The sequence below is a fragment of the Micromonospora aridisoli genome, assembly GCF_056150025.1.
The window spans coordinates 177,013-197,259 of the sequence record NZ_JAXCFK010000009.1 but is presented as its reverse complement, the minus strand read 5'-3'; the positions used below and the strand labels follow the sequence as shown (position 1 = coordinate 197,259).

Sequence of the window (20,247 nt, the reverse complement as noted above, 5' to 3'; positions counted from 1 at the left end):
CGACTCGCCGCATCCCACCTGATCGCGATTACTCGGACCGGTCGGCCGACCGGTCGAGCGCCTCCTCCTGGATGGTCTCCCAGTCCTTGACCGAGACGGCGGAGGTGTGGGAGGTGGCGGCCACGGCCCGATCCTCGAGATCGAGCTGCTGGACCGCCTGCACGAATGCTGCGAATTCGTGGTCGGCCATACTGAACCCCTTCCAGAGAACGGCACCTCGTTCGGTGACCACAGTTGTCCCCGAGCTGCTGCCGAATCGGATTTGAATCAACGGTATTGGCGTCGACTCGAATATGTCAATGATTGGTCACTGTTGTTGCTGAAGTCGATTTGCGCACCGATAAATGGGAAGGCGGAACCGTCGGTCCGGTAACAATGAGCCGGACCGTGGGATTGCGCCATCAAAGGCAGGCCGCCGGTAAAACCGACGGCGTCATTCAGCTGAGGTGCAACGTTCTACTGCTGGACTCCGCGTGCCCCGCAGGTGACACGGCCATGCTCATTCCCCGTTTCGAATGTGTAGCGACTACGCGACCCGGCGCAGCAGGCTGAGGCGGTCCTTGGCGTGCAGCCGCTCGCGCATGGTGCCGGACCAGGTCAGCGGGACCCCGCCCGATCCGTACGCGCTGGCCAGGAACGCCTCATCGGGCTGCGGGACGCCGAGATCGCTGCTCAACGTCGTGGCGAAGGTGCGGTCGGTGTGGGTCAGCACCCAACCGAGCGGCCGCCACAGGTCGAACCGCGCGATCACCGCCGGCAGCGACGATTCGATGACCGGCCGCTCCGCCGCCCAGAGCCGCAGCAGGTCGGCGTACTTGTAGAGCATGTCCTTACCCTTGGCCACCGTCTGCTCGAACCATGACTCCCGGAACAGGTGCAGGGCCACCGACAGGAACCGGAACTCGGGTGCGAGCGCCGGCAGGGTGACCCGCCCGTTCAGGGCCTCGACCGTCGTGCGCCCGGCGAGGACGACCGCCATGTCGATCTGCCACTCACTGGCGGACCAGGTCAGCGAGTTCGCAAAGTCGACCAGGACCCGGCCACCGTCGGTGTCGATGTGGCGAGTGAAGTGCGGCAGGTGGTCGGGACTGAGACGGTAGACAGCCCGCTGAGTAGCGGACATGTCGTTGATCCGGTCGGTCTGCCAGTCGTACTCCCCGTTGACGAAGCCCAGCTCGACCATGAGCTCGGAGACGGCGTGGCGGTCGTCGGGATGGATGATCAGGTCGGCGTCCATCATGCGCCGGACACCTCGGCCGCCATACACCGTGGGCTCCAGCACGATGCCCTTGGTCGCCGCCACGGGGATCCCCCGCTCGACGAGTCGGCTCGTCACCTCGGCTGCCGATCGGGTGAGAACGGCAACCGCCCGGCGATTGTTCATCAGTGAACTGACCAGCTCATTGCGCAACTGGTAAGGCACATACTTGGCCAGTTCATCGCGACACAAGGCGTCGGCCAGCATGGGCAACATCCGGTGGGACATCGCCTGGGTTATCAACTCACCGTAGTCGATCTGCCCTTCGCGGACGATGCCGTGAAAATGTTCGAGACGCTCCCCGTCGAGCGAACCAGGGCAGAGCAACTCAAGAAGAGTCCATTCCGGACCCAAGGGTTCCACCATGGTGGACACCACCTCCCCCGTGGAATCGCAGACACGATGCTACCTCACCCGGGATCGGCGACGGTACCCCGAGATCGACCGGATTCTATTGTGTACGCGTCGGTAGTGTTCAGACGACGATCCGGTCGCCGTGCAACGGGGGAGAGAACTTGCGAAACCGTGACTTCGTCAGGCTCGTGTGCCTCACCGATTCGCCGCGGGTTGCCGCCGTCTACCGTGCGTGGGACGGCGGATGCCCTGACGTGGCGGTCACCGTGACCGATCGTCTCCCGGTCCCGGCCGCCGCGGAGCCCGCCGTACTGGTGGCGGCCGGTCGGTCGGCGGCCGCAGCGCTCCGGATCGCCCGCGGGCCGCAGGGGGTCTACCCGCTGCTGCGCGTGATCGTCGTGGGTGAGCCGCCGGCCGGCGACGACGCGGTCGTTCCGGGGATCCCGACGACGGTAATCCTGCCCCGCCGGGTCGCCGGCGCGATCGGAACACCAGGTGGTTCGGCGGGTGGTACGAACGTGGCCGTGCGCTGCGTCGAGGCGGATTCCGACCCACTGCGGGAGGCACCGGACGAGGTGTTCGACGCGGTCGTCACGGAATTGGGGCTCCGGCGCGTCCACGCCGACCTGGGGCCTCCGGTGGTTCGGCCGGCCGGGACGCGGCCTCCGTGGACCGGCGGCACGCCGGCGCCGCCCGGCCCTGGCGTACCCCCGCCGGAACTGTCCGGTGCGGAGCTGGACCAGATCGGCGAGGTCGTGGGGATGCTGCGCCGGGTGCCGTTCGCCGCGCGACGCTTTGAGGTGTCGTCAGAGCAGGTCTGGTCGGCGTACCGGCTCTCTGCGGCCTGCCTCGACGCGGCCGTGGCAGCGGGCCTGCCGTACCTCCGGTACGGCACGAGCCGGCTGTTCGAGCGGGCTGACCTGATGAACATAGCCCTGTGCCCGGCGATGCGGACCCCGCTACGGGCGGCGCTGCGCTCCTGGCCCGAGATCCTGACACGGCCGGCCGAGGAGTCCCGGCGGTACCGGATCGACTTCCATGCCGTGTGTCCCGCACCGGGCCACGGCGGCGAATGCCGCTGGGAGGTGTGCTTGCCGGACGGCAGGATCAGCGCCGTCGAGGCGCCCGGTGACGGCCGGCTGCCCATCGCCCGAACGACGGCCCGTCTGGACGGCGCGGTTCCCGACCTGCCGCCGACGGTGCGTGAGCTGATCGCCGACCTCTCCGACATCCGGTTCCTGCGTATGCCGCAGGCAATCCGGTGGGACGGCGACTTCGTGGGTGCCAGCCGCCTGGGTGACTGCGCTGGCATCTGCCGGCTGACCGTTGCCGAGGGACGGCGGAGGGGCCTGCGGATGCGCGCGGTGTATGGCCTTGTCGTCGGTGTCCCATGGGCGACGCCGCACTACTGGGCCGAGGCCCTGGTGGATGGCCGGTGGGTGTCGTGTGACGTCGGCCTGCCGGGCGCGATGCGCCGCTGGGGCCTGCTGGCGCCGGGCACCTGGCCGGCGGAGGGCACCTCGGCCCCGATGGTCGTGCCGCTGTCGACCGCACGGGGTGCGGCGGTGACGCACGGCGTGTTCGCCGCGCCGGTGTCGTTCCGCGTGACCGACGCCCGGGCTCCGGAACTGGTCACGCCAGGGTGACCTCCTGGTCTGCCAGCAGCAACGTGCCAGTGGCCGTCAACAGGCGGTCGTCGGCGTAGTTCAGACTGGCCGAGCGGAGGTCCCGGAAGTGCCGTTCCAGCGGGATCGAGGAGTCGCGGCGATAGCCGGTGGACAAACCGGCGAGCACGACCAGGCGATCCACGGCACGGAAGGTCAGCTCGGCCGCGGTCACCTTCAGCGTGTTCAGGTGGATCTGGTGGACTGGATCAGCGGCCTGACCGCCGGCTGCCCGCCGTGCCAGCGCCTCGTCGCGGACCCGGTGCAGGTAAGCGCCGACCAGCTCGAGGTCCATCCGGCTGCGTGCCAGCCGTTCGCCGACCAGCTCCGAGGAGGGATCGAGACCACGCGGCCGCGACGGTGACCTGATGAGGCTGACAACCTCGCTCAGCGCGCCCCGGGCGCAGCCGAGCCAGCAGGCCGCCCAGCCAAGGTGGCCCGACTCGATCATGCTGGTCGCGGCGGCCTCCCGGAACCGGCCCGGCGCGCCTACCAGCTGATCGGCGGGAACGACGCCGTCCAGCCGGAAGGCCCGGCTGCGGGTGCCCCGCATGCCCAGGGCGTCCCACTCACCCAGCGCCTCGACCTTTAGCTGGTCGCGGCTGGCGTAGACCAGGCTCACCTCGTGAGCCGGGGCATCGGCACCCGCACGCATGGTGACGAGAAATCCGTCGGCCGCCTCGCCGCCGGTCACCACAGGCGCGTCCCGCCGGATGACCAGGGAGTCGCCGTCGCCGTGCACGGGAGCCTGGGCGCTGAGCAGATGACCGCCCTTGCCGGACTCAGTGGTCACCGACGCGACGTAGACCTCTCCCGCCGCGATCCTGGGCAGCAGCCGTTCCTTCAACGCTGCGCCGGCATGCCGGACCAAGCAGTCCACCTGTTGGCTGTGCATGGCCCAGATCAGGGCCGTCGACATGCACGACCGGGCCAGCTCCTGCGCGACGTCGACCATATCCGCGAGGTCTCCGCCCAGGCCGCCGTGTTCATGGGGCACCAGCAGGCCCATCAGGCCACTGCCGCGGATAGCCGCCAGCCCGGCCGCCGGGAAGCTGGCCGTCAGGTCCACCGCCGCGGCCTCCGCCGCGAGGACCGGCCGGAGCGCGCGGGCCCTTTCCGCCGGAGCCAGGCCAGGCTCGATCTCTACCCCCATGTCATCGCGCTCCTTTCACCGGTAGGCCCGTTCCTGTAACCGGTACAGCTCGGCATAGCCACCGCCCGCAGCCATCAGCTCCGCGTGGCTGCCCTGCTCGACCACCCGGCCGTCCTCGACGACCACGATCAGGTCGGCCATCCGTACGGTCGTGAAACGGTGCGACACCAGGACGGTGACCGCACCCCTTCGGATGGCGCCGCCGACCTCGGTGAGGAAGTCCTGGAACAGCCGATGCTCGGCGAGCGGGTCGAGCGCTGCCGTGGGCTCGTCGAGCACGACGCACAGCGGCGTGCGGTCCCCGGTCACCTCCCGCATCAACGAGCGGGCCAGCGCCAGCCGCTGCCACTGGCCAAGCGACGGCTCGACCCCGCCGAAAGGTGCGCCCAGCCGGGTGTCGAGACCGCCCAGCTGCGGTGCCTCCGCCCGGCCGATCGCAGCCCGCACCACCGGCTCGTCCCGGATGTGCCGGACATCGCCGACGCCGACGGTCTCGCGTAGCAGCAGGCGCAACCGCGCGAAGTCCTGATGGACGCCGCTGAGCCGCGCGGACCAGCCAGTGGCGCTGAGTTCGGTGAGCGGAGTGCCGTCCACCGTGATGCTCCCCGTGGTGGGCTCGCACAGACCCGTGAGCAGCTTGATCAGGGTGGACTTCCCGGCGCCGTTGGCGCCGACGACCGCCACGGTACGCCCGGCCGGCAGGTGCAGCGTGACGTCTCTCAGAGTGTCGTGCTTCGTACCCGGGTAGCGGTATCCGACCTGATGCAGCGTGATGCCGCGGGACAGCCGCGGTGGCGTCGGACCGCCCGGACGGCGCGCCTGCGCCGAGTACCGCTGCAGCCACCAGTAGTGCGACACCACCTGTCCGGCCTCGGCGGTCGCGGCCACGTTGTCGAGCACGACGCGCAACTGGGTCTGCAACTGGGTGGCGAGGGAGACGACCATGACCGCGGCACCGACCGTCGTCCGGCCGGACCGGATCGCGGAGACGACCACCAGCAGGGCGGCGGCGAGACCCGCCGCGTACAGCAGCCAGGCGCCGATCTGCGCGGCCGCGCCGCGCAACCGGGCCGTCACCTCCTGGTCGGTGGCGACCCGCCACAACTCGTCTGCTCGCCGACTCACCGTTGCCCCGGAGTCGGCGAGCATCAGTTCCTTGGCCGACTCGGGCCCGACACACATCTCGTGCAGGCGCTGCTCGCGGCGGAGCAGGGCGCTGCTGCGCTCCCGGGCGGTCCGCAGTAGCCGGTCGGCCCGACGGGTGGCCAGGGTCAGTGGCACCGCCAGCACTGCCAGCAGGGCCAGGGCCGGGCTGACCGAGACCAGCAGGCCAACCGTCACGGCCAGGCCGACGATGGTGACCGCGGCGTCGAGCACCGACCATGGCATCGCGGCGAGCGCCGGCGAACCCTGGAAGATGCGGTTCCAGCGGTCGACGAGCGGGCCGTGCTCGAGGTGGGCGATGGTCGGAATGCCCGAGAGGCGGCGCTGGACCTCCTCGGTCAGCCGCCCGCGTACCCGCCCGACCAGATAGATCCGCAAGTTGCTCTGGACCCTGCCGCCGCTTGCCGAGACCGTCCAGGCGAGCACCCCGAGGACGATCGCCCCCACGACCCCGGCCACGTCGCCCGCGGTGCTCTCGTCCACCAGCATGCGCTGGGAGAGCCCGATCGCGGCGATGACCCCGGCCTGCCCGATCGTGAGCACCGCCAGGACAACGGCGGTACGGCGATCGGCCGCCCAGGCCATCCGGGTGATGTGCCTGAACAGGCGGAGCCACTCGGCGATCCGACGCTGCCCGGTCATGACGCCCCCGTGAACGCCGACGCCTGGGTCTCGAAGAACCGGGCGTACCGCCCGCCCAGCGCCATCAGCTCGTCGTGCGTGCCGGCCTCAGCGACGCGGCCGGCGTCGATAACGACGATCCGGTCGGCGGCCCGCACGGTGGACAGCCGGTGTGAGATGATCACCACGGTCGCGCCGGGCACACTCCTGATCACCCGGTCGTGGAACTCGGTCTCCGCCCGAACATCCAGGCTCGCGGTGGGCTCATCGAGCACGAGCAGCCGTCGTCCGGCCTCGACGGCGTAGAGCACCCGAGCGAGCGCGAGCCGCTGCCACTGGCCACCGGACAGCTCGACGCCGCCCTCCTGCCACAACAGGGCGTCCAGATCGTCCGGAAGCCCGGTGGCGCCGGCGCGACGCAGCGCCTCCTCGACGGTGGCGTCGTCGGCCGGCCGCTCCGGAGCGGCCGACATGACGTTGTCCCGCACGCTGGCCGGATAACGCACGAAGTCCTGGAACAGTACGGCGATCGGGGGCCTGCGCTCGTGTGGATCCACCCCGTCCACGGTCACCCGCCCAGAGGTGGGCCGGTACAGGCCCGCGAGGAGTTTCACCAGCGTCGTCTTGCCGGCCCCGTTTGCGCCCACCACGGCGACCGTCTGCCCCGGTTCGATGGTCAAGCTCAGCCCGCGCAGGGCTGGCTCGACGTTTTCCGGATAGCTGAAGACGACGTCCTCGAACCGCACGGCTGGCGCCGCCGGCGAGGTTGGTGCCGGCTGCGGCCCAGCGGGACGGGCACCGTACGCGTCAGCCAGCTCGTCGGCCGCGGCCAACCCGCGCAGGCCGTACTCGATGTCGTACGCCTCCATGCCCATCGCGCTGATCGCCAGGACCCCGAAGCCGGCCAGGACGTAAGTGATCAGCAGACCAGGATCCAGCCGGCCGGTGAGCACGGCGACGGCGGGCACGGTCAGGACGGCCGTACCCGCCACCGCGGAGCCAGCGGCCACCCACCACTGTCGGCGCAGCACCCCGAGCATCTCCCGCCAGACCGGTGCGTACGTCCGGGCCACGGCACCCCGGAACCGGCTGGCGAACCAGTCACTGAGCCCGTAGAGCCGCACGTCCTTGGCTGCTCCGGAGACCGCCTGCGAGGCGATGTAGAACTCGTACCGCTGGCCTGCGGTGTCCGCGTCCAGCCGGTCGACGATGCGGATCCACTGCCGGCGGACGACGGCCCGGTTCAACAGGGCGAGCCCGAGTAGACCGGCGGCCAGGGTCACGGAGAAGGTGGCCAGCAGCGCCGCCGAGGCGATCGCGCTCACCATCCGGAAGACGAGCTCCAGCTGACCGGTTGCGGCTGCGCCGACCGAACGGTCCCGTCCGACGCCCATGCCTGCGTCCACCGCCCGGGCCGCCCGGTCCTGGAAGTCGCGGCTCTCAAGTGCGTCCAGGTTGGACACCCCGGCGGCCAGGGTGCGGACGCGGGACCGTACGTGCCCGTCGATGCGTCGGACGATGAGCACGCGCACCGGGCCGATCAGGGACCAGGTCGCCTGATCGGCGGCAACGAGCCCGGTGACCAGGCCGACGGCGGCCACCGACGAGGCGACCGCTTGACCGTCGAACAGAGTGGAGACCAGGTGTCCCACCGCCAGCGCCTGTGCGACCGGCACGGCCGCGCGGACCAGGTGGAGCGTGACCAGCAGGCTCCCCAGGAACGGTCCGCCGCGCGGTAACAGGCGCAACAACCGGACACGCGCAGCGATCAACGACAGACCCCCCGTGCGTCGATAGACGGTCATAGTGGCATTCAGGTACCGGTTGGGCAACCGCCTCCCGTCGGAGGTCAAGTCCGTCCCGGCTTGACCAGGAACAGCGACCTTCGGGGTGGTGACGGGGCCGTCGGACGGTGCGATGTCACGGCAGGATCGGCGAGCCTCCGGCACCGGCTGTGGCGGACTGGCGTCGACGTGCTGTTCAGACGGGCAGTTCGGGGAGCGGGCCGGAGGTGACCAGCGCGGCGAGCGTGAGGGGTTGGTCGCCGTCGCTGTGTCCGAGGATCAGGGCGAGGTGCCGGCCCGGCGCCTGGTCGGGCGCCCAGACAAGCAGGTCGCCGTAGACGCCAGGTGTTGGTCGCCGATTTCCAGCTGCTCGGACCACTGTGGGGCACGTAGGCCGGTAAGGTCAGGCCCCTCCCACAGCGGGACGAGAACGAAGGCGGCAGCCCGGGTGGCCAGCCATTCGCCGGTGGATGGGTCGGATTCGATCACGGTGGGGCTCCCTGCGGACGGTATCGGTCCGGTCAGGAGCGCCGCAACGGCCCCGAGGGCGCGGGACACATCGAAGGCAAGGCCACGAACGGCGGTCACCACACCCATCCTTGCCGCAATCCGTCGAACTGCCCAGCGGGCCCGGTCGGCGGTGGCCCTGCTGCGCTGCGGCGGCCGGTGCGGCAGACTCAGCGGAATCGTGCGTCACGAGCCCGGTGGTGGGTCGTTGGCGGCGTGGGCCGGTGCGCGGCGGGTGGAGGTGTGACGTGCGGATCGCGTTGTTCGTGACGTGTCTGGCGGACACCTTGTTTCCCGAGGCGGCGAAGGCGACGGTGCGGTTGCTGGAGCGGTTGGGTCACGAGGTGGTGTTCCCGCAGGGGCAGACGTGCTGTGGGCAGATGCACGTCAACACCGGCTATCAGGCTCAGGCGGTGCCGTTGGTGCGCCGGCACGTGCGGGCCTTCGACCCCTACGACGTGATCGTGGCGCCGGCCGGGTCGTGTGTGGGGTCGGTGCGTCACCAGCACGCGGTGGTGGCGCGGCGGGCCGGTGACGTCCGGCTGGCGTCTCGGGCGGAGTCGGTGGCGGGTCGCACGTTCGAGCTGTCCGAGCTGCTGGTCGACGTGCTCGGGGTGACCGATGTGGGTGCGTTCTTTCCGCACCGGGTGACGTACCACCCGACGTGCCACTCGCTTCGGATGCTGCGGGTGGGTGACCGGCCGGTGCGGCTGCTCCGTGAGGTGCGTGGTATGGACCTGGTGGAGCTGCCGGAGGCCGAGCAGTGCTGCGGGTTCGGGGGGACGTTCGCGGTGAAGAACGCGGACACGTCGACGGCGATGCTGGCGGACAAGATGCGGCACGTGATGTCCACCGGCGCCGACGTGTGCACGGCGGGGGACTCGTCATGCCTGATGCACATCGGCGGCGGGCTGTCCCGGCTGCGTACCGGGGTGCGTACGGTGCATCTGGCGGAGATCCTGGCCTCGACCGAGCAGGACGCCGTCACGGGCGAGCGCAGTGAAACCGTGGTGCGGTCATGACCCGGACCTTCCTCGGCATGCCGGCGACCGCCCCGGCGGGTGTCGGGCACCTGCGCGGTGACGAGCCCTTCCCGGCCGCCGCTCGGCGGGCACTGGGCGACGCGCAGCTGCGCCGTAACCTCGGGCACGCCACCGCCACCATCCGGGCCAAGTCGGGTGCGGTGATCGGTGAGGTGCCGGACTGGGAGCAGTTGCGGGCGGCCGGGTCGGCGATCAAGGCCGACGTCATGGCCCGGTTGCCGGAGCTGTTGGAGCAGCTCGAAGCAGAGGTGACGGCGGCCGGGGGAGTGGTGCACTGGGCGGCCGACGCGAACGAGGCGAACGCCATCGTCGTCGATCTGGTCCGGGCCACCGGCAACGACCAGGTGATCAAGGTGAAGTCGATGGCGACGCAGGAGATCGGCCTCAACGAGGCCCTCCACGCCGCCGGGATCGCGCCGGTGGAGACGGACCTGGCCGAACTCATCGTGCAGCTCGGCGACGACCGGCCGAGTCACATCCTGGTGCCGGCGATCCACCGTAACCGGGCCGAGATCCGGGACATCTTCCTGCGCGCGATGCCGGGGGTGGATCCGGCGTTGACCGACGAGCCGGCGGTCCTCGCGGCGGCGGCGCGCCGCTTCCTGCGGCGGACGTTCCTGTCCACGCCGGTGGCCGTGTCCGGGGCGAACTTCGCCGTGGCGGAGACGGGCACCCTGGCGGTGGTGGAGTCCGAGGGCAACGGTCGGATGTGCCTGACCCTGCCGCGAACGCTGATCACGGTGATGGGTGTGGAGAAGGTCGTGCCGACCTGGCGGGACCTGGAGGTGTTCCTGCAACTGTTGCCCCGCGCCTCGACCGGGGAGCGGATGAACCCGTACACCTCGATGTGGACCGGGGTCACCCCGGGTGACGGGCCGCAGGAGTTCCATCTGGTGCTGCTGGACAACGGTCGCAGCGCGGTGCTCGCCGACGAGGTGGGCCGGCAGGCGTTGCACTGCATCCGCTGCTCTGCGTGTCTGAACGTCTGCCCGGTCTACGAGCGCACCGGTGGGCACGCGTACGGGTCGGTCTATCCGGGACCGATCGGGGCGGTGCTGTCCCCGCAGCTGACCGGGGTGGCCGACAATGCCTCGCTGCCCTACGCGTCGTCGCTCTGCGGGGCCTGTTACGACGCCTGCCCAGTGAAGATCAACATTCCGGAACTGCTGGTGCACCTGCGGGACCGGGCGCCGCATCCACCCGGCGAGTCGGCCGCGATGGCGGTCGCCGCGTACGCCATGGACCATCCCGCCCTGTACGCGGCCGCGCAGCGCGCGACGCGGCTGAGCCGGCTGGCCGGTCCGCGTGGCCGTGGCCTGCCACCGCTGTTGTCCGGCTGGACCGCGGGCCGTGACCTGCCCGACCCGCCGGCGCAGACCTTCCGGCAATGGTGGGCGGCGCGGTGAACAGCCGGGAGGTGATCCTCGCCCGGCTGCGCGCCGCCGTCGGCACCACCACTCCGCCCCCGGTGGACGTGCCGCGCGACTACCGGCGCGACAGCAGCGCCGACCTCGACCGGCTGGTGGACCGGCTCAACGACTACCGCGCCCACGTACACCGGGTTGCCGAGACGGCCGTCGCCGGCACGATCGCCGGCATCCTGCCGACCAACGCGACCGTCGTCGTGCCGCCGGGGCTGCCGCCGACCTGGCTGCCGCCGACCGTGACCGTCCTGCCCGACGACGGCCTCGACAACGCCCGGATCGCTGCCGCCGACGGTGTCGTCACCGCCGCCGCGGTCGCCGTCGCCGACACCGGCACCGTCGTGCTCGACGGTTCCCCCGACCAGGGCCGCCGCGTGCTCAGCCTCCTGCCCGATCTGCACATCTGCGTGGTCCGTACCGCCCAGGTCGTCGCCAACGTGCCCCAGGCACTCACCCGACTCACCCCACACCGACCGCTGACCTGGATCAGCGGCCCGTCGGCCACCAGCGACATCGAACTCAACCGGGTCGAGGGCGTGCACGGCCCCCGCACCCTGCACGTCATCCTGCTGCCCTGAGCCGCCGCGCTGCTCGTAGGTGCCGACGGCATCCACTCGACCGTGCGCGGGCTGCTCGACCCGTCCGCGCCGACCACTCAGCCGGCGGCACGATGGCTCTGCTGCTTCAGGCGCTGAGGTCCTCCACCAATCGGGTGACAGCGATGCCGAACCGGATATCGTCCTGCCAGTCACTGAAATCAGGAATGAAGAATTCTCGAATCTTGACCGCGAGATCTTCCCCGGCATCCGCATCGAATAGTTTCCAGTTCTTCACGGCGTCGAAGTCAACGACGCGGATCGGGAAGAGTTTCCGTGATCCTGTCCGCCGCTCGACCTCCACGGCATGGCGGACTTCCGTCGCCACCCATCGACTCGACATGCTGGAGTGCGACAAAACCAGAATCAGCTTGACTCTGTCCTCGATCGCTTCGGCTATTTGATCGATCAGAAGTCTCCCTGCACGGATATCGTGCGGCGAGTACCAGGTTTTTACACCCATGGCGGTTAGTCGCAAATTTAGTGCGCCGACGAACTCCTCGTCAGCCGTACTGTAACTGATGAACGCGGTGTCGTATCTGTGGGCTGCAGGGCCAAGGAATCGGCTGTGCGCCTCAACCAGTGAACGGTCGACACCCGAATGTATGAAGAATCGGCGCAGTGAGAGTAGGCTCTCTCGAAACTGGCGCTCGGCCTCGCGGGCGTCGTCTCCCTCCTTCGTTGACGCTTCATTAAGCGCTCGTGCGCCCAGGTGCATGCAATAACTGACTGTTGCTGTGTCTATGTCGCTCATTGCGGTCGTCTGAACTCCGTTGAGGTTCGTGCCGACCAGCCGGCAGTCTCGCATCCGATTGAAACCGAATACAGCTGCACTGAACGAAGATCCGATAATTGTGACACGGTTCCATTTCGATCCTACGAAAAAGGCGTCATGGAAGTTGACCGCGACGATGCGGGTGTCATCCAGGTTGGCGTTGAAGAAGTCGGCCCTACCAAAGGCCGATTCCGAGATGTGCGCCCGAGTGAAGTCGCACCCGATGAACGTTGCCTGTATTGCGTTGCAGTGATCGAATTCGGCGCCGGTGAAGTCGCAGTTGCTAAAGCTGGTTCCGCCGAGCACGCAGTTGTCGAACATGCAGTCACGGAACCGTGAGCCGTCGAACGACGCCCCGGGCACTCTGATATTGGAAAGATCAAGTCCGGAGAAGTCCCGCTCACCGGACTCGTACCTGGATATCAGGTCTGTTGAGTTGTCCATGCGATGAACCCTTCGTGAGCTTCTCGAATGATCCCGGAGGTCGGCGCCCAGACAGGTCGCCTACGATCTTACTTCTCCTCCACTCGCCCAAGGATTTCGTGATGACACGATCGAGTGCTTGTCATGCCTCGATCCGGGCAAACAGGCCGGTGCTCGGAGCCGACCCCCGCAACATCGAGACCGTGATCGTGGCCGGCCAGGTGCGCAAGCGGAACGGACGGCTCGTCGGCGTGGAGATGGACGTGCTGCGCCGGGAGGTGACCTCATCCCGCGACGCGATCCGCAAGGCCGTCGCCACGGAGTGACGTCGGGTACCCGGTGGGATGGTGTACGGGAGCCTGACGGCGGGTTTCGTGACCGGATCGACGGGGGTAGAGATCACAGCGCCCGTCAGCCAACCCCCAAGGAGACTGCCATGTCGGTACAGGCGTTCCTCTATGTTGTCGCGGTCATCCTGCTCGTGCTCGCCGCGTTGCCCTTTCCCACCCGGGGTGTCTCGCTGGCGCTGCTCGGAGCGGCCTGCGCCCTGCTGGCCTATGCCTGGCCGGTGATCACCGGTTAGGTGACGGGTGCGCATCGGGCCAAGTCACCGGACACGCCACACAATCAAGGCCGTAACCAGCGGAAACGCGGGCTACGGCCTTGATTGTGCTAGCTTTCTTCGGCGCCCTTGCCGCATGGGAGGAGGTGGGACCGTGGTCACGATGACTGTCACGTGCTCCCACCCGGCCACGAGGGCGTCGAGGGTCTGAACGGGAGCGCATCGCTACCCGGAAGGAACCCCATGACCGACCTGGTCATCCGTCCCCTCGCTGTGGGCGAGGAGGATCTCTTCGAGTCCCTGCCCGATCCGGGCCTGGTCGGGTTCGGAGCCTTCGGCGACACCTACGCCGACATGGCCGCAGCCGGCCAGTACCGTCCGGAGTGGACGTGGGTGGCCCTGCGCGGCGGCGTGGTGGTCGCTCGTGCCGCCTGGTGGGCAGGCCCCAACGACGACGAACCGCTGGCCCTGGACTGGTTCGACTTCACCGACATGGACGCCGCGGTGCGGTTGCTGCGCACGGCGCCGTTGCGCGCCGAGTACTCCCTGATGCTGCCCACCGGCTGGCGCGAGGATCCCGCGATCCGGCGGCAGGCCCGGTCCCGTATCGACGCGGCCACGGCCGCCGGTCTGTCACTGCTGGTCGAACGGTACCGATACCGATGGACGCCGGACTGCGGCGTTCCCCGACGTCCGGCTCGCCTGGAATTTCGGCCCCAGCCCGATGACGCGGCGATCCTTGACGTCTTCCGCCGGATACACCAGGGCAGTCTCGACGCCCACGCACGCCGCACCATCGCCAGCTCCGGGCTGGACGCGGCCTGCCAGGAAGCACTGGACTACCTGCACTGGAAGCCGAGCCCTCGCGACTGGTGGCGCCTGGCCTACGACCATGCCGGGGACCTGGTCGGCCTGTGCGTCCCCAGCCGCAACTATGGCGACCCGGTCATCGGTTACATCGGTGTGGTGCCCGAACATCGCGGCCACGGATACGCCTACGACCTACTCGTCGAAGCGACGCACATGCTCCTTGACGAGGGGGCGGAGCACATCGTGGCCGGGACGGACCAGACCAACTTCCCCATGGTCGCCGCGTTCGCGAGGGCCGGCTATCCGATCGCCCAGGAACGCGTGGACCTGATCTGACAGGGACGGGCCAGGCCGTCGAGGGCGATCACCTCACGGTGGATCGACCCGGAGGCGGAGCGGTGCAGGGTCCCACCGCGGTGCTCGTTGTGGACGTAGTAGTCCTCGGGCACGATGCGGAGGAACACGAGCGCGGGGTCGACGTCCTGCGCTCCATTCCCGTGGCGGGGCGTTGACGAAATCGAGACAGCAGAAGCCGAGGCGCGGTGACAGGCGCCACGACGGCAGAACACGCCTCTCGGCGCGGCGCTGCGGCGGGATTGCTCCAGATCTCATGCGGGGGGTTGCCCGGGCACCTGGGCATCCTGCGGACCGAGCTGGCTGATGTCGTACCCGTCTGGGTAGGTCCTGGTGGTGATGCCGTCGGCGAACAACGGCGTGGCCGGTGGCGCTCCGAACCAGCGTTGCAGCCGCGCGCGCGTCTTCAGCGCCAGGTGCAGGCCGGCCCGGACGGGCCACGGGGGTGGCTCGACCCGCGTGGCGCGCCGCAGTGGTGTGTCGTACATGGCGCTGACGAGTGCGTTGCCGAGGGGGGCGAGGGGTCCGGGGATGCGGGTGAGCATCAGCATCCGGGTGGCGCGCTCGATGGCGGCGGCGTCGTCGTTGGGCTTCAGGTGGGCGGCGTCGTGGGCGTCGAACCAGGTCTCGAAGTCCTCGTAGGAGTCGGGGATGTCGGAGATGCCCATCCGCCGACCCAGCTTTCGATAGAACAGGTAGGTGGCCCGTCTTTCGTGGCAGCACGGACGGCGCCAGCCGTACCGGTGCAGCCAACGGGTGGGGATGACCACCAGGCAGCCGAGAACGTAGAGGAAGTCCTCGTTGCCGATGTCGTACGGGCGGTGGATCTGGTTGACGCGCCGCAGGGCGTCTCGGCCGCGGGGCTGGTCGAAGCCGTTGAGGATCATTTCGTACATCAGCAGGCCGGTGTCGTCGAGGCGCTTCTGGGTGCGTTCGGTCAGCTCACCGGTGGCGGTGTGCACGGCAGCGATGGCGGGGATGGAGAAGGAACGGTTGAAGGCGAGGTTGAGGCCGAGCTTCAGGTCCCAGGGGAACTCGCAGCGCAGCATCGTCTGGTAGATGGTCAGGTAGTCGCGCTCGGGGTCCAGAGCGCGGGTACGGGTCAGGTTGCGGTAGCGGCCTCTCATCGGCGGGCGTCTCCTGCGGGAGGCGATTGGCGTCGGAGATGTCTGTCGATCAGCACCCTATCGACGTGAGTTCCTGGCCGCGTCATTCAGCGGATCACCAGTCAGGTAGCTGACATGCCAGCCGTGTATCCGGTGGCGGCCTCCGCCGTCTTGCTTGTGGCGCGGTTCGCGCGCCCTCGTCGAACGGGAGGTTCCCATGTCACATCCACGTTCCCGCAGCCGGTGGTGGCGGCTCGGCCTCGGCATGGCCGTCGCCGGCACGACCGGAGCCGCAACCCTCGCTGCGTCTGGCGTCCCGGTTGCGGCCGCCGCGACCGCTGAACTGCCGATCTACCAGGTCCGCGCCACGGGCATCAGCGAGGCTCAGGCCGCCGCGCTGGGAAAGGCGTTCGGCATCGAACGCCTCTCCCGCTCCCAGGACGGCAGTGTGCGGTTCGCGGACGAGAAGGGATTCCTCGACATCCCGTCGATCACGGTCGGCGAGACGGGCAAGGACGAGGATGGCAACCCGACGGTCGGCAGCGTCCTGGACGAGGCGGCGTTGGCTCGCCTGCGTCCGATCGACGCTGACAAGGCGCTGAGCCTGACCCGGGACGCACTGACCCGCGCCGGCCTGTACCCCGAGCAGGCCCGCCCCACCGTCGGTCACACCACTCTGGAGATGGTCGACGCCAAGGGGGAGCAGAAGGTCTCGGCGGCGCTGGACACCACCGTGTCGTTCTCGTTCAACCTGAACGGGCTCCCGTACGAGGGTCCGGGCGCAAAGATCAGGGTCGGTTTCGGCCCTGACGGCGCGGTCACCCAGCTGTCCCACAGCACGCGCGTCCTGGTGCGGGGCGAGTCGGTGCGGGTCCTCGACACCGAAGCCGGCCGGGAACGGTGCGCCAAGGCCCTGCGTGGTGCCGTGCGGATCCAGCAGGCCGACTACGCCTACGTGGCGCCGGCCCTCGACGCGAAGCTGGACCGAATCGAGCCGAGCTTCCGCTGCTCAGGGGTGAACGCCGACGGCTCGGCGGCTCAGATCACCTTCGTCCCGGCGGCCGTGGACGCCGAGCTGCCCGAGGTCAATCCGTCACCGGTGCCGCCGCGGCGGCCGACGACGGGGCTCGCGGCACCGCGAGTTCAGGCCTACGGCGTCGTCGATGTGGGCAGCGAGGGCACCGGGCCTTGCTCCGGCCTGCCGTGGACCGGCACCAACCTCGCCTCGTTCAACGGCCAGTTCACCTCGCGCGGCATTCCGGTCGAGTTCAGCTGGTTGAATGCCAACGCCTGGGAGCGGGACTTCAAGGACCCGGCGTACGGTGGCGACGACAGCAACTGGACCGACCACGTCGACATGACCTACTGGCAGGGGCACGGATCGCCCACCGGGTTCAGCTTCGCCGGGTGCAGCAGCACCGACGACACGTCCCTGGACAACACCGAGGCCCGCTGGGGCAACGGAGACGTCGAGTGGATGAGCCTGTTCACCTGCCTGGTGCTCGCCAAGGAATCCGGCGGGCAGCGGTGGTGGCAGCGCTGGGGTGGCGCCTTCGACGGCCTGCACCAGATCAACAGCTTCGACACCGTGTCGTACCACAGTGCCAGCCACGGCGGAACGTTCGCCAACTACATGCTGCGTACGCCGTTCCTCTGGTGGAACAAGCCGATGCCGGTGCGTAAGGCGTGGGCGCAGGCCTCCATCGACGACCAGCCGCCGTCGGTGGTGTGGGCCACCATGGGTCCGGTCGGGCCGGGCGGCCTGGTCAATTTCGACGACTACTTCTGGGGCAAGGGCAGTGTCGGCCCGGACGTGCCCGCGTCGTCGTTGACCGGCTGGTGGTACATCTCCGGTCTCTCCTGATCGCTGACCCGCCGGGGGCCACGGGCGATGCCCGGCCCCCGGCGCGGTCACTCAGGCCGCCCCGTAGGCGGTCAGACCGCACCAGGTGACGAAGTCGGCCGGGGAGGCCGGCGGCTCGGCGGTCCGCACCGCCCACAACGCGCAGGCCAGCGACTCGCCGCGCACGATCCGGTCGTGCAGCTGTGGCATCAGCGCCAACGACGTACCGTCGGGCAGCGGTACGCCGGACGCGATCACCCCGGCCGCACCGCCCGCCATCAGCGCGCTGACGAAGCCCAGCACCTCGCCGCCCTCGTAGTCGCGTTCGACTCCGGAGTCACAGGCGGCCAGCACCACCCGGTGTGGGGCGACGGCGCGGCTGTGCAGCTCGTACACGGTGAGCGAACCGTCGCTGAGCTCGAGCGCCGAGAAGAGCGGGCTGTCCGAGCGCAGATGGCCGTGGCAGGCCAGATGCGCGAGGTCGGCCTGTCGGAGTGCGCCGACGACGGCCTCGACGGTGCTCGTCGGCGGCAGCAGCGTCGCCGCTCGGGGGTGTCGGGCCTGAAGGGCCTGAACCTCGGTCACGGCGCCGGTCAGATTGGGCCCGGCCACCAGCGCGACCCGGTGTCCCGGCCGCCGGGACTGGGCCGCCCGCCGGCTGCGCGCCCACATGGTGGCCGACGGTGCGCCGCAGACCGGCCCCTGATGCAGCGGGGACCAGGGAACCCGGAGCAGCTTCGCGGTCGGTACCACGACCAGTGGTGCCCCCGGCGGCACCCCGAGCGGGGCGATGAGCAGGTCGGCGAGGGCGTCGAGGGACGTCCGGGCGGCCGACCGGGCCTGGTCGGTGTAGCGACCGCCGCGCAGCAGCCGCCGCAGGGCGAAGTGCAGCGCGGCGGTCTCCCGTTCCACGACGGACAGCGCGCCGAGTCGGATCCGGCGGGTCCGGCGTGGCCCGACCACGACCGCGACGACCGTGTCGTCCACCGTGGCGAACTCGGCGAGCCAGCCGCCGTCGAGCAGATCACGGAGTTGGCCGGCGGTAGCGATCTCGGCCGACTGCGTCGTCCTCCCGTCGCGGCCCCAGGATCGCCGCCTGATCTGCGCCTCCAGCGCGGCTTGGCGGGCCAGCAGGTTTCGCGGTTGCGCACCACGTTCGCGCCGCGCCGCCCGCAGTTCCTGCTCGACCGTGCGCAGCGCGATCATGAGGTCGTCGATGTCGTCGCGGGCGGCGGGTTCCACGGTCAGCAGGGCAGCCGCTCGGGTGCGTTCCAGCCAGTGCAGGATCCGGCTCGGGGGCGCGGTGCGCAGCAGGTGGCGCAGACCGAGGTCGCCGAGTTCCACGCCGTGCCCGGCGGCCAGCACGCGCAGTTCCACCGACGGCAGCGCCGCCCGGTGTCGGGCGAGGTCGGCCAGTCCGGCGCCGCAGTGCCGCAACGTGGCACCCGGGCCGGGCGCTGCCTGACGAGCCGCCACACCCTGGCCGTACCTGGTGGCCGGTGCCGCGTGGCGTCGAGCGGTCGCGATGTCAGCTCCGCGCCGGGGGGCCTGCGCCGCGGCGTCGGCCAGCAGTGCCAGCGCCAACCGTCCGCGTAACCGCACCAGCAGCGTCTGGCCGCACGCCAGTGCGCCGGCCGCGGTGAGGTGGCGCTTCGCCCGCCGATGGTCGTCCGTGGCCAACGCCGCCCGCCCGGCCGCCAGATGAGCCTCCACCGCGTTGGCCCGCAGGCCGAGGCGATGCAGCGTGGCCGCCGCATGACCGAGTCGGCGTACCGTCATGGTGCTGAAACCGTCCGCGACGGCGTCCGCCTCCACGGCGGTGACGACGGCGCGCGCCGCCCAGGCGGCACGACGCTGCCGCCGGAAGTCCCGCACCGCGCTGATCGCGTCCGCGCGGGCCGTGTCGATATCGCCCAGCGCGAGCGCCAGCCGGGCACAGCGCAGCCGCGCCTCCGCGGCCATCAGTCGGGCACCGTGTCGCTCGAGGTCGGTAGCCGCCAGCCGGGCGACCGTGGCGGCCTCGTCCAGCAGACGCAGTTCGGTCAGCGCGTCGGTGTAGTCCAGATGGTGTTCGCCGAGCGGCAGCCCGGCTGCGGTGTAGAGCCGGCCGGCCTCCTCGAACCGGCGCAGACTCTCGGTGAACCGTCCGGCATGAAAGCTGGACCAGGCCCGGCTGTTCTCGATGACCGCCGACAGCATCGGTCCCAGTTCGCTGGCGAGCAGCGCGGCCGGTCCAGGTGGGCCAGCGCCGCCTGCGGACGACCGAGCTGGGTCTGCGCGTACGAAAGGTTGTTGGCCGCCTTCACCCAGATCGCCGGCGGGCAGGCGGGCTCGGCGAGCACCAGCCGGTACTGACGCGCGGCCGCGAGCACCCGACCGGCGTTGTGGTCCAGGATGGCAAGCTGCATGAGCAGTTCGGGACGCTGGTGCGCAGACACCAGGTCCGCTGCCCGCCGCAGGTCCCGCGTCGCCGCGGCGTACCGGCCGAGTTCCTGCAGCGCCACCGAGCGGGTGAGCAGCACCTCCCCGAGCCGGCGGTCCAGTCCGTTGCGGGTGGCCAGCCGGGCCGCCTGGTCCAGCAGGCTCTTGGCAGCCTCGTTGTCCAGTACCGCGTGGCGGGTCCAGGCCAACGCGCGCAGACCCGAGATCAGTGCCTCGTGGTTTCCTGCCCGGCGGGCCAGTTCGACGATTTCCCCCGCCGCGGCGGTGTATCTCGCGGGGTCGAGGACGACTCTGGAGTACGCGGCATCCGCCGCTGCCACGAGGTCCGTACCAAGATCAGTTGTCATCGTCGGACCGCTCGCCG

The 20,247-nt window shown here is 70.0% G+C and carries 18 protein-coding genes; 8 read left to right on the top strand and 10 right to left on the bottom strand.

All coding sequences use genetic code 11. From position 1 onward, the window contains the following. Window positions 1-28 precede the first annotated feature (28 nt). Both SM447_RS20230 and SM447_RS20225 read right to left on the bottom strand, forming a co-directional pair. Window positions 29-190, bottom strand: coding sequence for a hypothetical protein (locus tag SM447_RS20230; RefSeq protein ID WP_474574398.1), 162 nt, complete (start codon window positions 188-190; stop codon window positions 29-31). A gap of 336 nt (window positions 191-526) precedes the next feature. Then, window positions 527-1,624, bottom strand: a complete 1,098-nt coding sequence (locus tag SM447_RS20225) for a nucleotidyltransferase family protein (protein WP_474574397.1) — start codon at window positions 1,622-1,624, stop codon at window positions 527-529. A 254-nt stretch (window positions 1,625-1,878) separates the two neighbouring features. Here SM447_RS20225 and SM447_RS20220 point away from each other — a divergent pair, with 254 nt between their 5' ends. Beyond that, entirely contained in the window at window positions 1,879-3,258 is a 1,380-nt protein-coding gene (locus SM447_RS20220; protein WP_474574396.1) for a transglutaminase-like domain-containing protein, read from the top strand. Here SM447_RS20220 and SM447_RS20215 read toward each other — a convergent pair. From SM447_RS20215 to SM447_RS20200, 4 genes are all read right to left on the bottom strand, one after another. Then, on the bottom strand, window positions 3,245-4,429 hold the full coding sequence (locus SM447_RS20215; protein ID WP_474574395.1) for an acyl-CoA dehydrogenase family protein: 1,185 nt from the start codon (window positions 4,427-4,429) through the stop codon (window positions 3,245-3,247). The genes SM447_RS20220 and SM447_RS20215 overlap by 14 nt on opposite strands. Window positions 4,430-4,444: 15 nt before the next feature. Then, on the bottom strand, window positions 4,445-6,235 hold the full coding sequence (locus tag SM447_RS20210) for an ATP-binding cassette domain-containing protein (RefSeq protein WP_474574394.1): 1,791 nt from the start codon (window positions 6,233-6,235) through the stop codon (window positions 4,445-4,447). Beyond that, window positions 6,232-7,986, bottom strand: a complete 1,755-nt coding sequence (locus SM447_RS20205; protein ID WP_474574393.1) for an ABC transporter ATP-binding protein — start codon at window positions 7,984-7,986, stop codon at window positions 6,232-6,234. The genes SM447_RS20210 and SM447_RS20205 overlap by 4 nt, the downstream gene beginning before the upstream one ends. 208 nt (window positions 7,987-8,194) lie before the next feature. Next, the gene (locus SM447_RS20200; protein ID WP_474574392.1) at window positions 8,195-8,377 is read right to left on the bottom strand and encodes a hypothetical protein; all 183 of its coding nucleotides are present in this window, start codon (window positions 8,375-8,377) and stop codon (window positions 8,195-8,197) included. A gap of 376 nt (window positions 8,378-8,753) precedes the next feature. On the opposite strand from SM447_RS20200, the gene SM447_RS20195 reads away from it, so the two are divergent. The 3 genes from SM447_RS20195 to SM447_RS20185 are packed head-to-tail and all read left to right on the top strand — an operon-like array spanning window position 8,754 to window position 11,550. Next, a complete protein-coding gene (locus SM447_RS20195; RefSeq protein WP_474574391.1) occupies window positions 8,754-9,527 on the top strand; it encodes a (Fe-S)-binding protein in 774 nt (257 codons plus the stop codon). Beyond that, on the top strand, window positions 9,524-10,954 hold the full coding sequence (locus tag SM447_RS20190; RefSeq protein WP_474574390.1) for a lactate utilization protein B: 1,431 nt from the start codon (window positions 9,524-9,526) through the stop codon (window positions 10,952-10,954). Before SM447_RS20195 ends, SM447_RS20190 begins: the two co-directional genes overlap by 4 nt. Beyond that, the gene (locus SM447_RS20185) at window positions 10,951-11,550 is read left to right on the top strand and encodes a LutC/YkgG family protein (RefSeq protein ID WP_474574389.1); all 600 of its coding nucleotides are present in this window, start codon (window positions 10,951-10,953) and stop codon (window positions 11,548-11,550) included. The genes SM447_RS20190 and SM447_RS20185 overlap by 4 nt, the downstream gene beginning before the upstream one ends. A gap of 106 nt (window positions 11,551-11,656) precedes the next feature. Here the strand turns inward: SM447_RS20185 and SM447_RS20180 are convergent, their stop codons facing one another. Next, window positions 11,657-12,787: a toll/interleukin-1 receptor domain-containing protein gene (locus SM447_RS20180; protein ID WP_474574388.1), complete on the bottom strand. Its 1,131-nt coding sequence runs from the start codon at window positions 12,785-12,787 to the stop codon at window positions 11,657-11,659. Window positions 12,788-12,888: 101 nt separating this feature from the next. Between SM447_RS20180 and SM447_RS20175 the strand changes: the two genes are divergently transcribed. From SM447_RS20175 to SM447_RS20165, 3 genes are all read left to right on the top strand, one after another. Next, a complete protein-coding gene (locus SM447_RS20175) occupies window positions 12,889-13,092 on the top strand; it encodes a hypothetical protein (protein ID WP_474574387.1) in 204 nt (67 codons plus the stop codon). 110 nt (window positions 13,093-13,202) lie between these two features. Further along, window positions 13,203-13,349 (top strand): hypothetical protein, encoded by a 147-nt coding sequence (locus SM447_RS20170; protein WP_474574386.1) that lies wholly within the window; start codon window positions 13,203-13,205, stop codon window positions 13,347-13,349. A gap of 222 nt (window positions 13,350-13,571) precedes the next feature. Next, entirely contained in the window at window positions 13,572-14,474 is a 903-nt protein-coding gene (locus SM447_RS20165; protein ID WP_474574385.1) for a GNAT family N-acetyltransferase, read from the top strand. 272 nt (window positions 14,475-14,746) lie between these two features. Here SM447_RS20165 and SM447_RS20160 read toward each other — a convergent pair whose 3' ends face one another. After that, complete coding sequence (locus tag SM447_RS20160; RefSeq protein WP_474574384.1) at window positions 14,747-15,619, bottom strand: oxygenase MpaB family protein; 873 nt, start codon at window positions 15,617-15,619, stop codon at window positions 14,747-14,749. Between the two features lie 196 nt (window positions 15,620-15,815). On the opposite strand from SM447_RS20160, the gene SM447_RS20155 reads away from it, so the two are divergent. Then, on the top strand, window positions 15,816-17,462 hold the full coding sequence (locus SM447_RS20155; RefSeq protein WP_474574383.1) for a DUF6345 domain-containing protein: 1,647 nt from the start codon (window positions 15,816-15,818) through the stop codon (window positions 17,460-17,462). A gap of 51 nt (window positions 17,463-17,513) precedes the next feature. Here the strand turns inward: SM447_RS20155 and SM447_RS20150 are convergent, their stop codons facing one another. Both SM447_RS20150 and SM447_RS20145 read right to left on the bottom strand, forming a co-directional pair. Then, window positions 17,514-18,647 (bottom strand): CHAT domain-containing protein, encoded by a 1,134-nt coding sequence (locus tag SM447_RS20150; RefSeq protein WP_474574491.1) that lies wholly within the window; start codon window positions 18,645-18,647, stop codon window positions 17,514-17,516. Window positions 18,648-19,483: 836 nt separating this feature from the next. Next, window positions 19,484-20,230, bottom strand: a complete 747-nt coding sequence (locus SM447_RS20145; protein ID WP_474574382.1) for a hypothetical protein — start codon at window positions 20,228-20,230, stop codon at window positions 19,484-19,486. Window positions 20,231-20,247 lie beyond the last annotated feature (17 nt).

What these genes read in the sequence shown, in the direction of transcription:
- SM447_RS20160 (WP_474574384.1), bottom strand. Translation starts at nt 15,619, where the DNA reads ATGAGAGGCCGCTACCGCAACCTGACCCGTACCCGCGCTCTGGACCCC.
- SM447_RS20190 (WP_474574390.1), top strand. Translation starts at nt 9,524, where the DNA reads ATGACCCGGACCTTCCTCGGCATGCCGGCGACCGCCCCGGCGGGTGTC.
- SM447_RS20155 (WP_474574383.1), top strand. Translation starts at nt 15,816, where the DNA reads ATGTCACATCCACGTTCCCGCAGCCGGTGGTGGCGGCTCGGCCTCGGC.
- SM447_RS20150 (WP_474574491.1), bottom strand. Translation starts at nt 18,647, where the DNA reads ATGATCGCGCTGCGCACGGTCGAGCAGGAACTGCGGGCGGCGCGGCGC.
- SM447_RS20215 (WP_474574395.1), bottom strand. Translation starts at nt 4,429, where the DNA reads ATGGGGGTAGAGATCGAGCCTGGCCTGGCTCCGGCGGAAAGGGCCCGC.
- SM447_RS20230 (WP_474574398.1), bottom strand. Translation starts at nt 190, where the DNA reads ATGGCCGACCACGAATTCGCAGCATTCGTGCAGGCGGTCCAGCAGCTC.
- SM447_RS20165 (WP_474574385.1), top strand. Translation starts at nt 13,572, where the DNA reads ATGACCGACCTGGTCATCCGTCCCCTCGCTGTGGGCGAGGAGGATCTC.
- SM447_RS20180 (WP_474574388.1), bottom strand. Translation starts at nt 12,787, where the DNA reads ATGGACAACTCAACAGACCTGATATCCAGGTACGAGTCCGGTGAGCGG.
- SM447_RS20145 (WP_474574382.1), bottom strand. Translation starts at nt 20,230, where the DNA reads ATGACAACTGATCTTGGTACGGACCTCGTGGCAGCGGCGGATGCCGCG.
- SM447_RS20210 (WP_474574394.1), bottom strand. Translation starts at nt 6,235, where the DNA reads ATGACCGGGCAGCGTCGGATCGCCGAGTGGCTCCGCCTGTTCAGGCAC.
- SM447_RS20225 (WP_474574397.1), bottom strand. Translation starts at nt 1,624, where the DNA reads ATGGTGGAACCCTTGGGTCCGGAATGGACTCTTCTTGAGTTGCTCTGC.
- SM447_RS20175 (WP_474574387.1), top strand. Translation starts at nt 12,889, where the DNA reads ATGACACGATCGAGTGCTTGTCATGCCTCGATCCGGGCAAACAGGCCG.
- SM447_RS20170 (WP_474574386.1), top strand. Translation starts at nt 13,203, where the DNA reads ATGTCGGTACAGGCGTTCCTCTATGTTGTCGCGGTCATCCTGCTCGTG.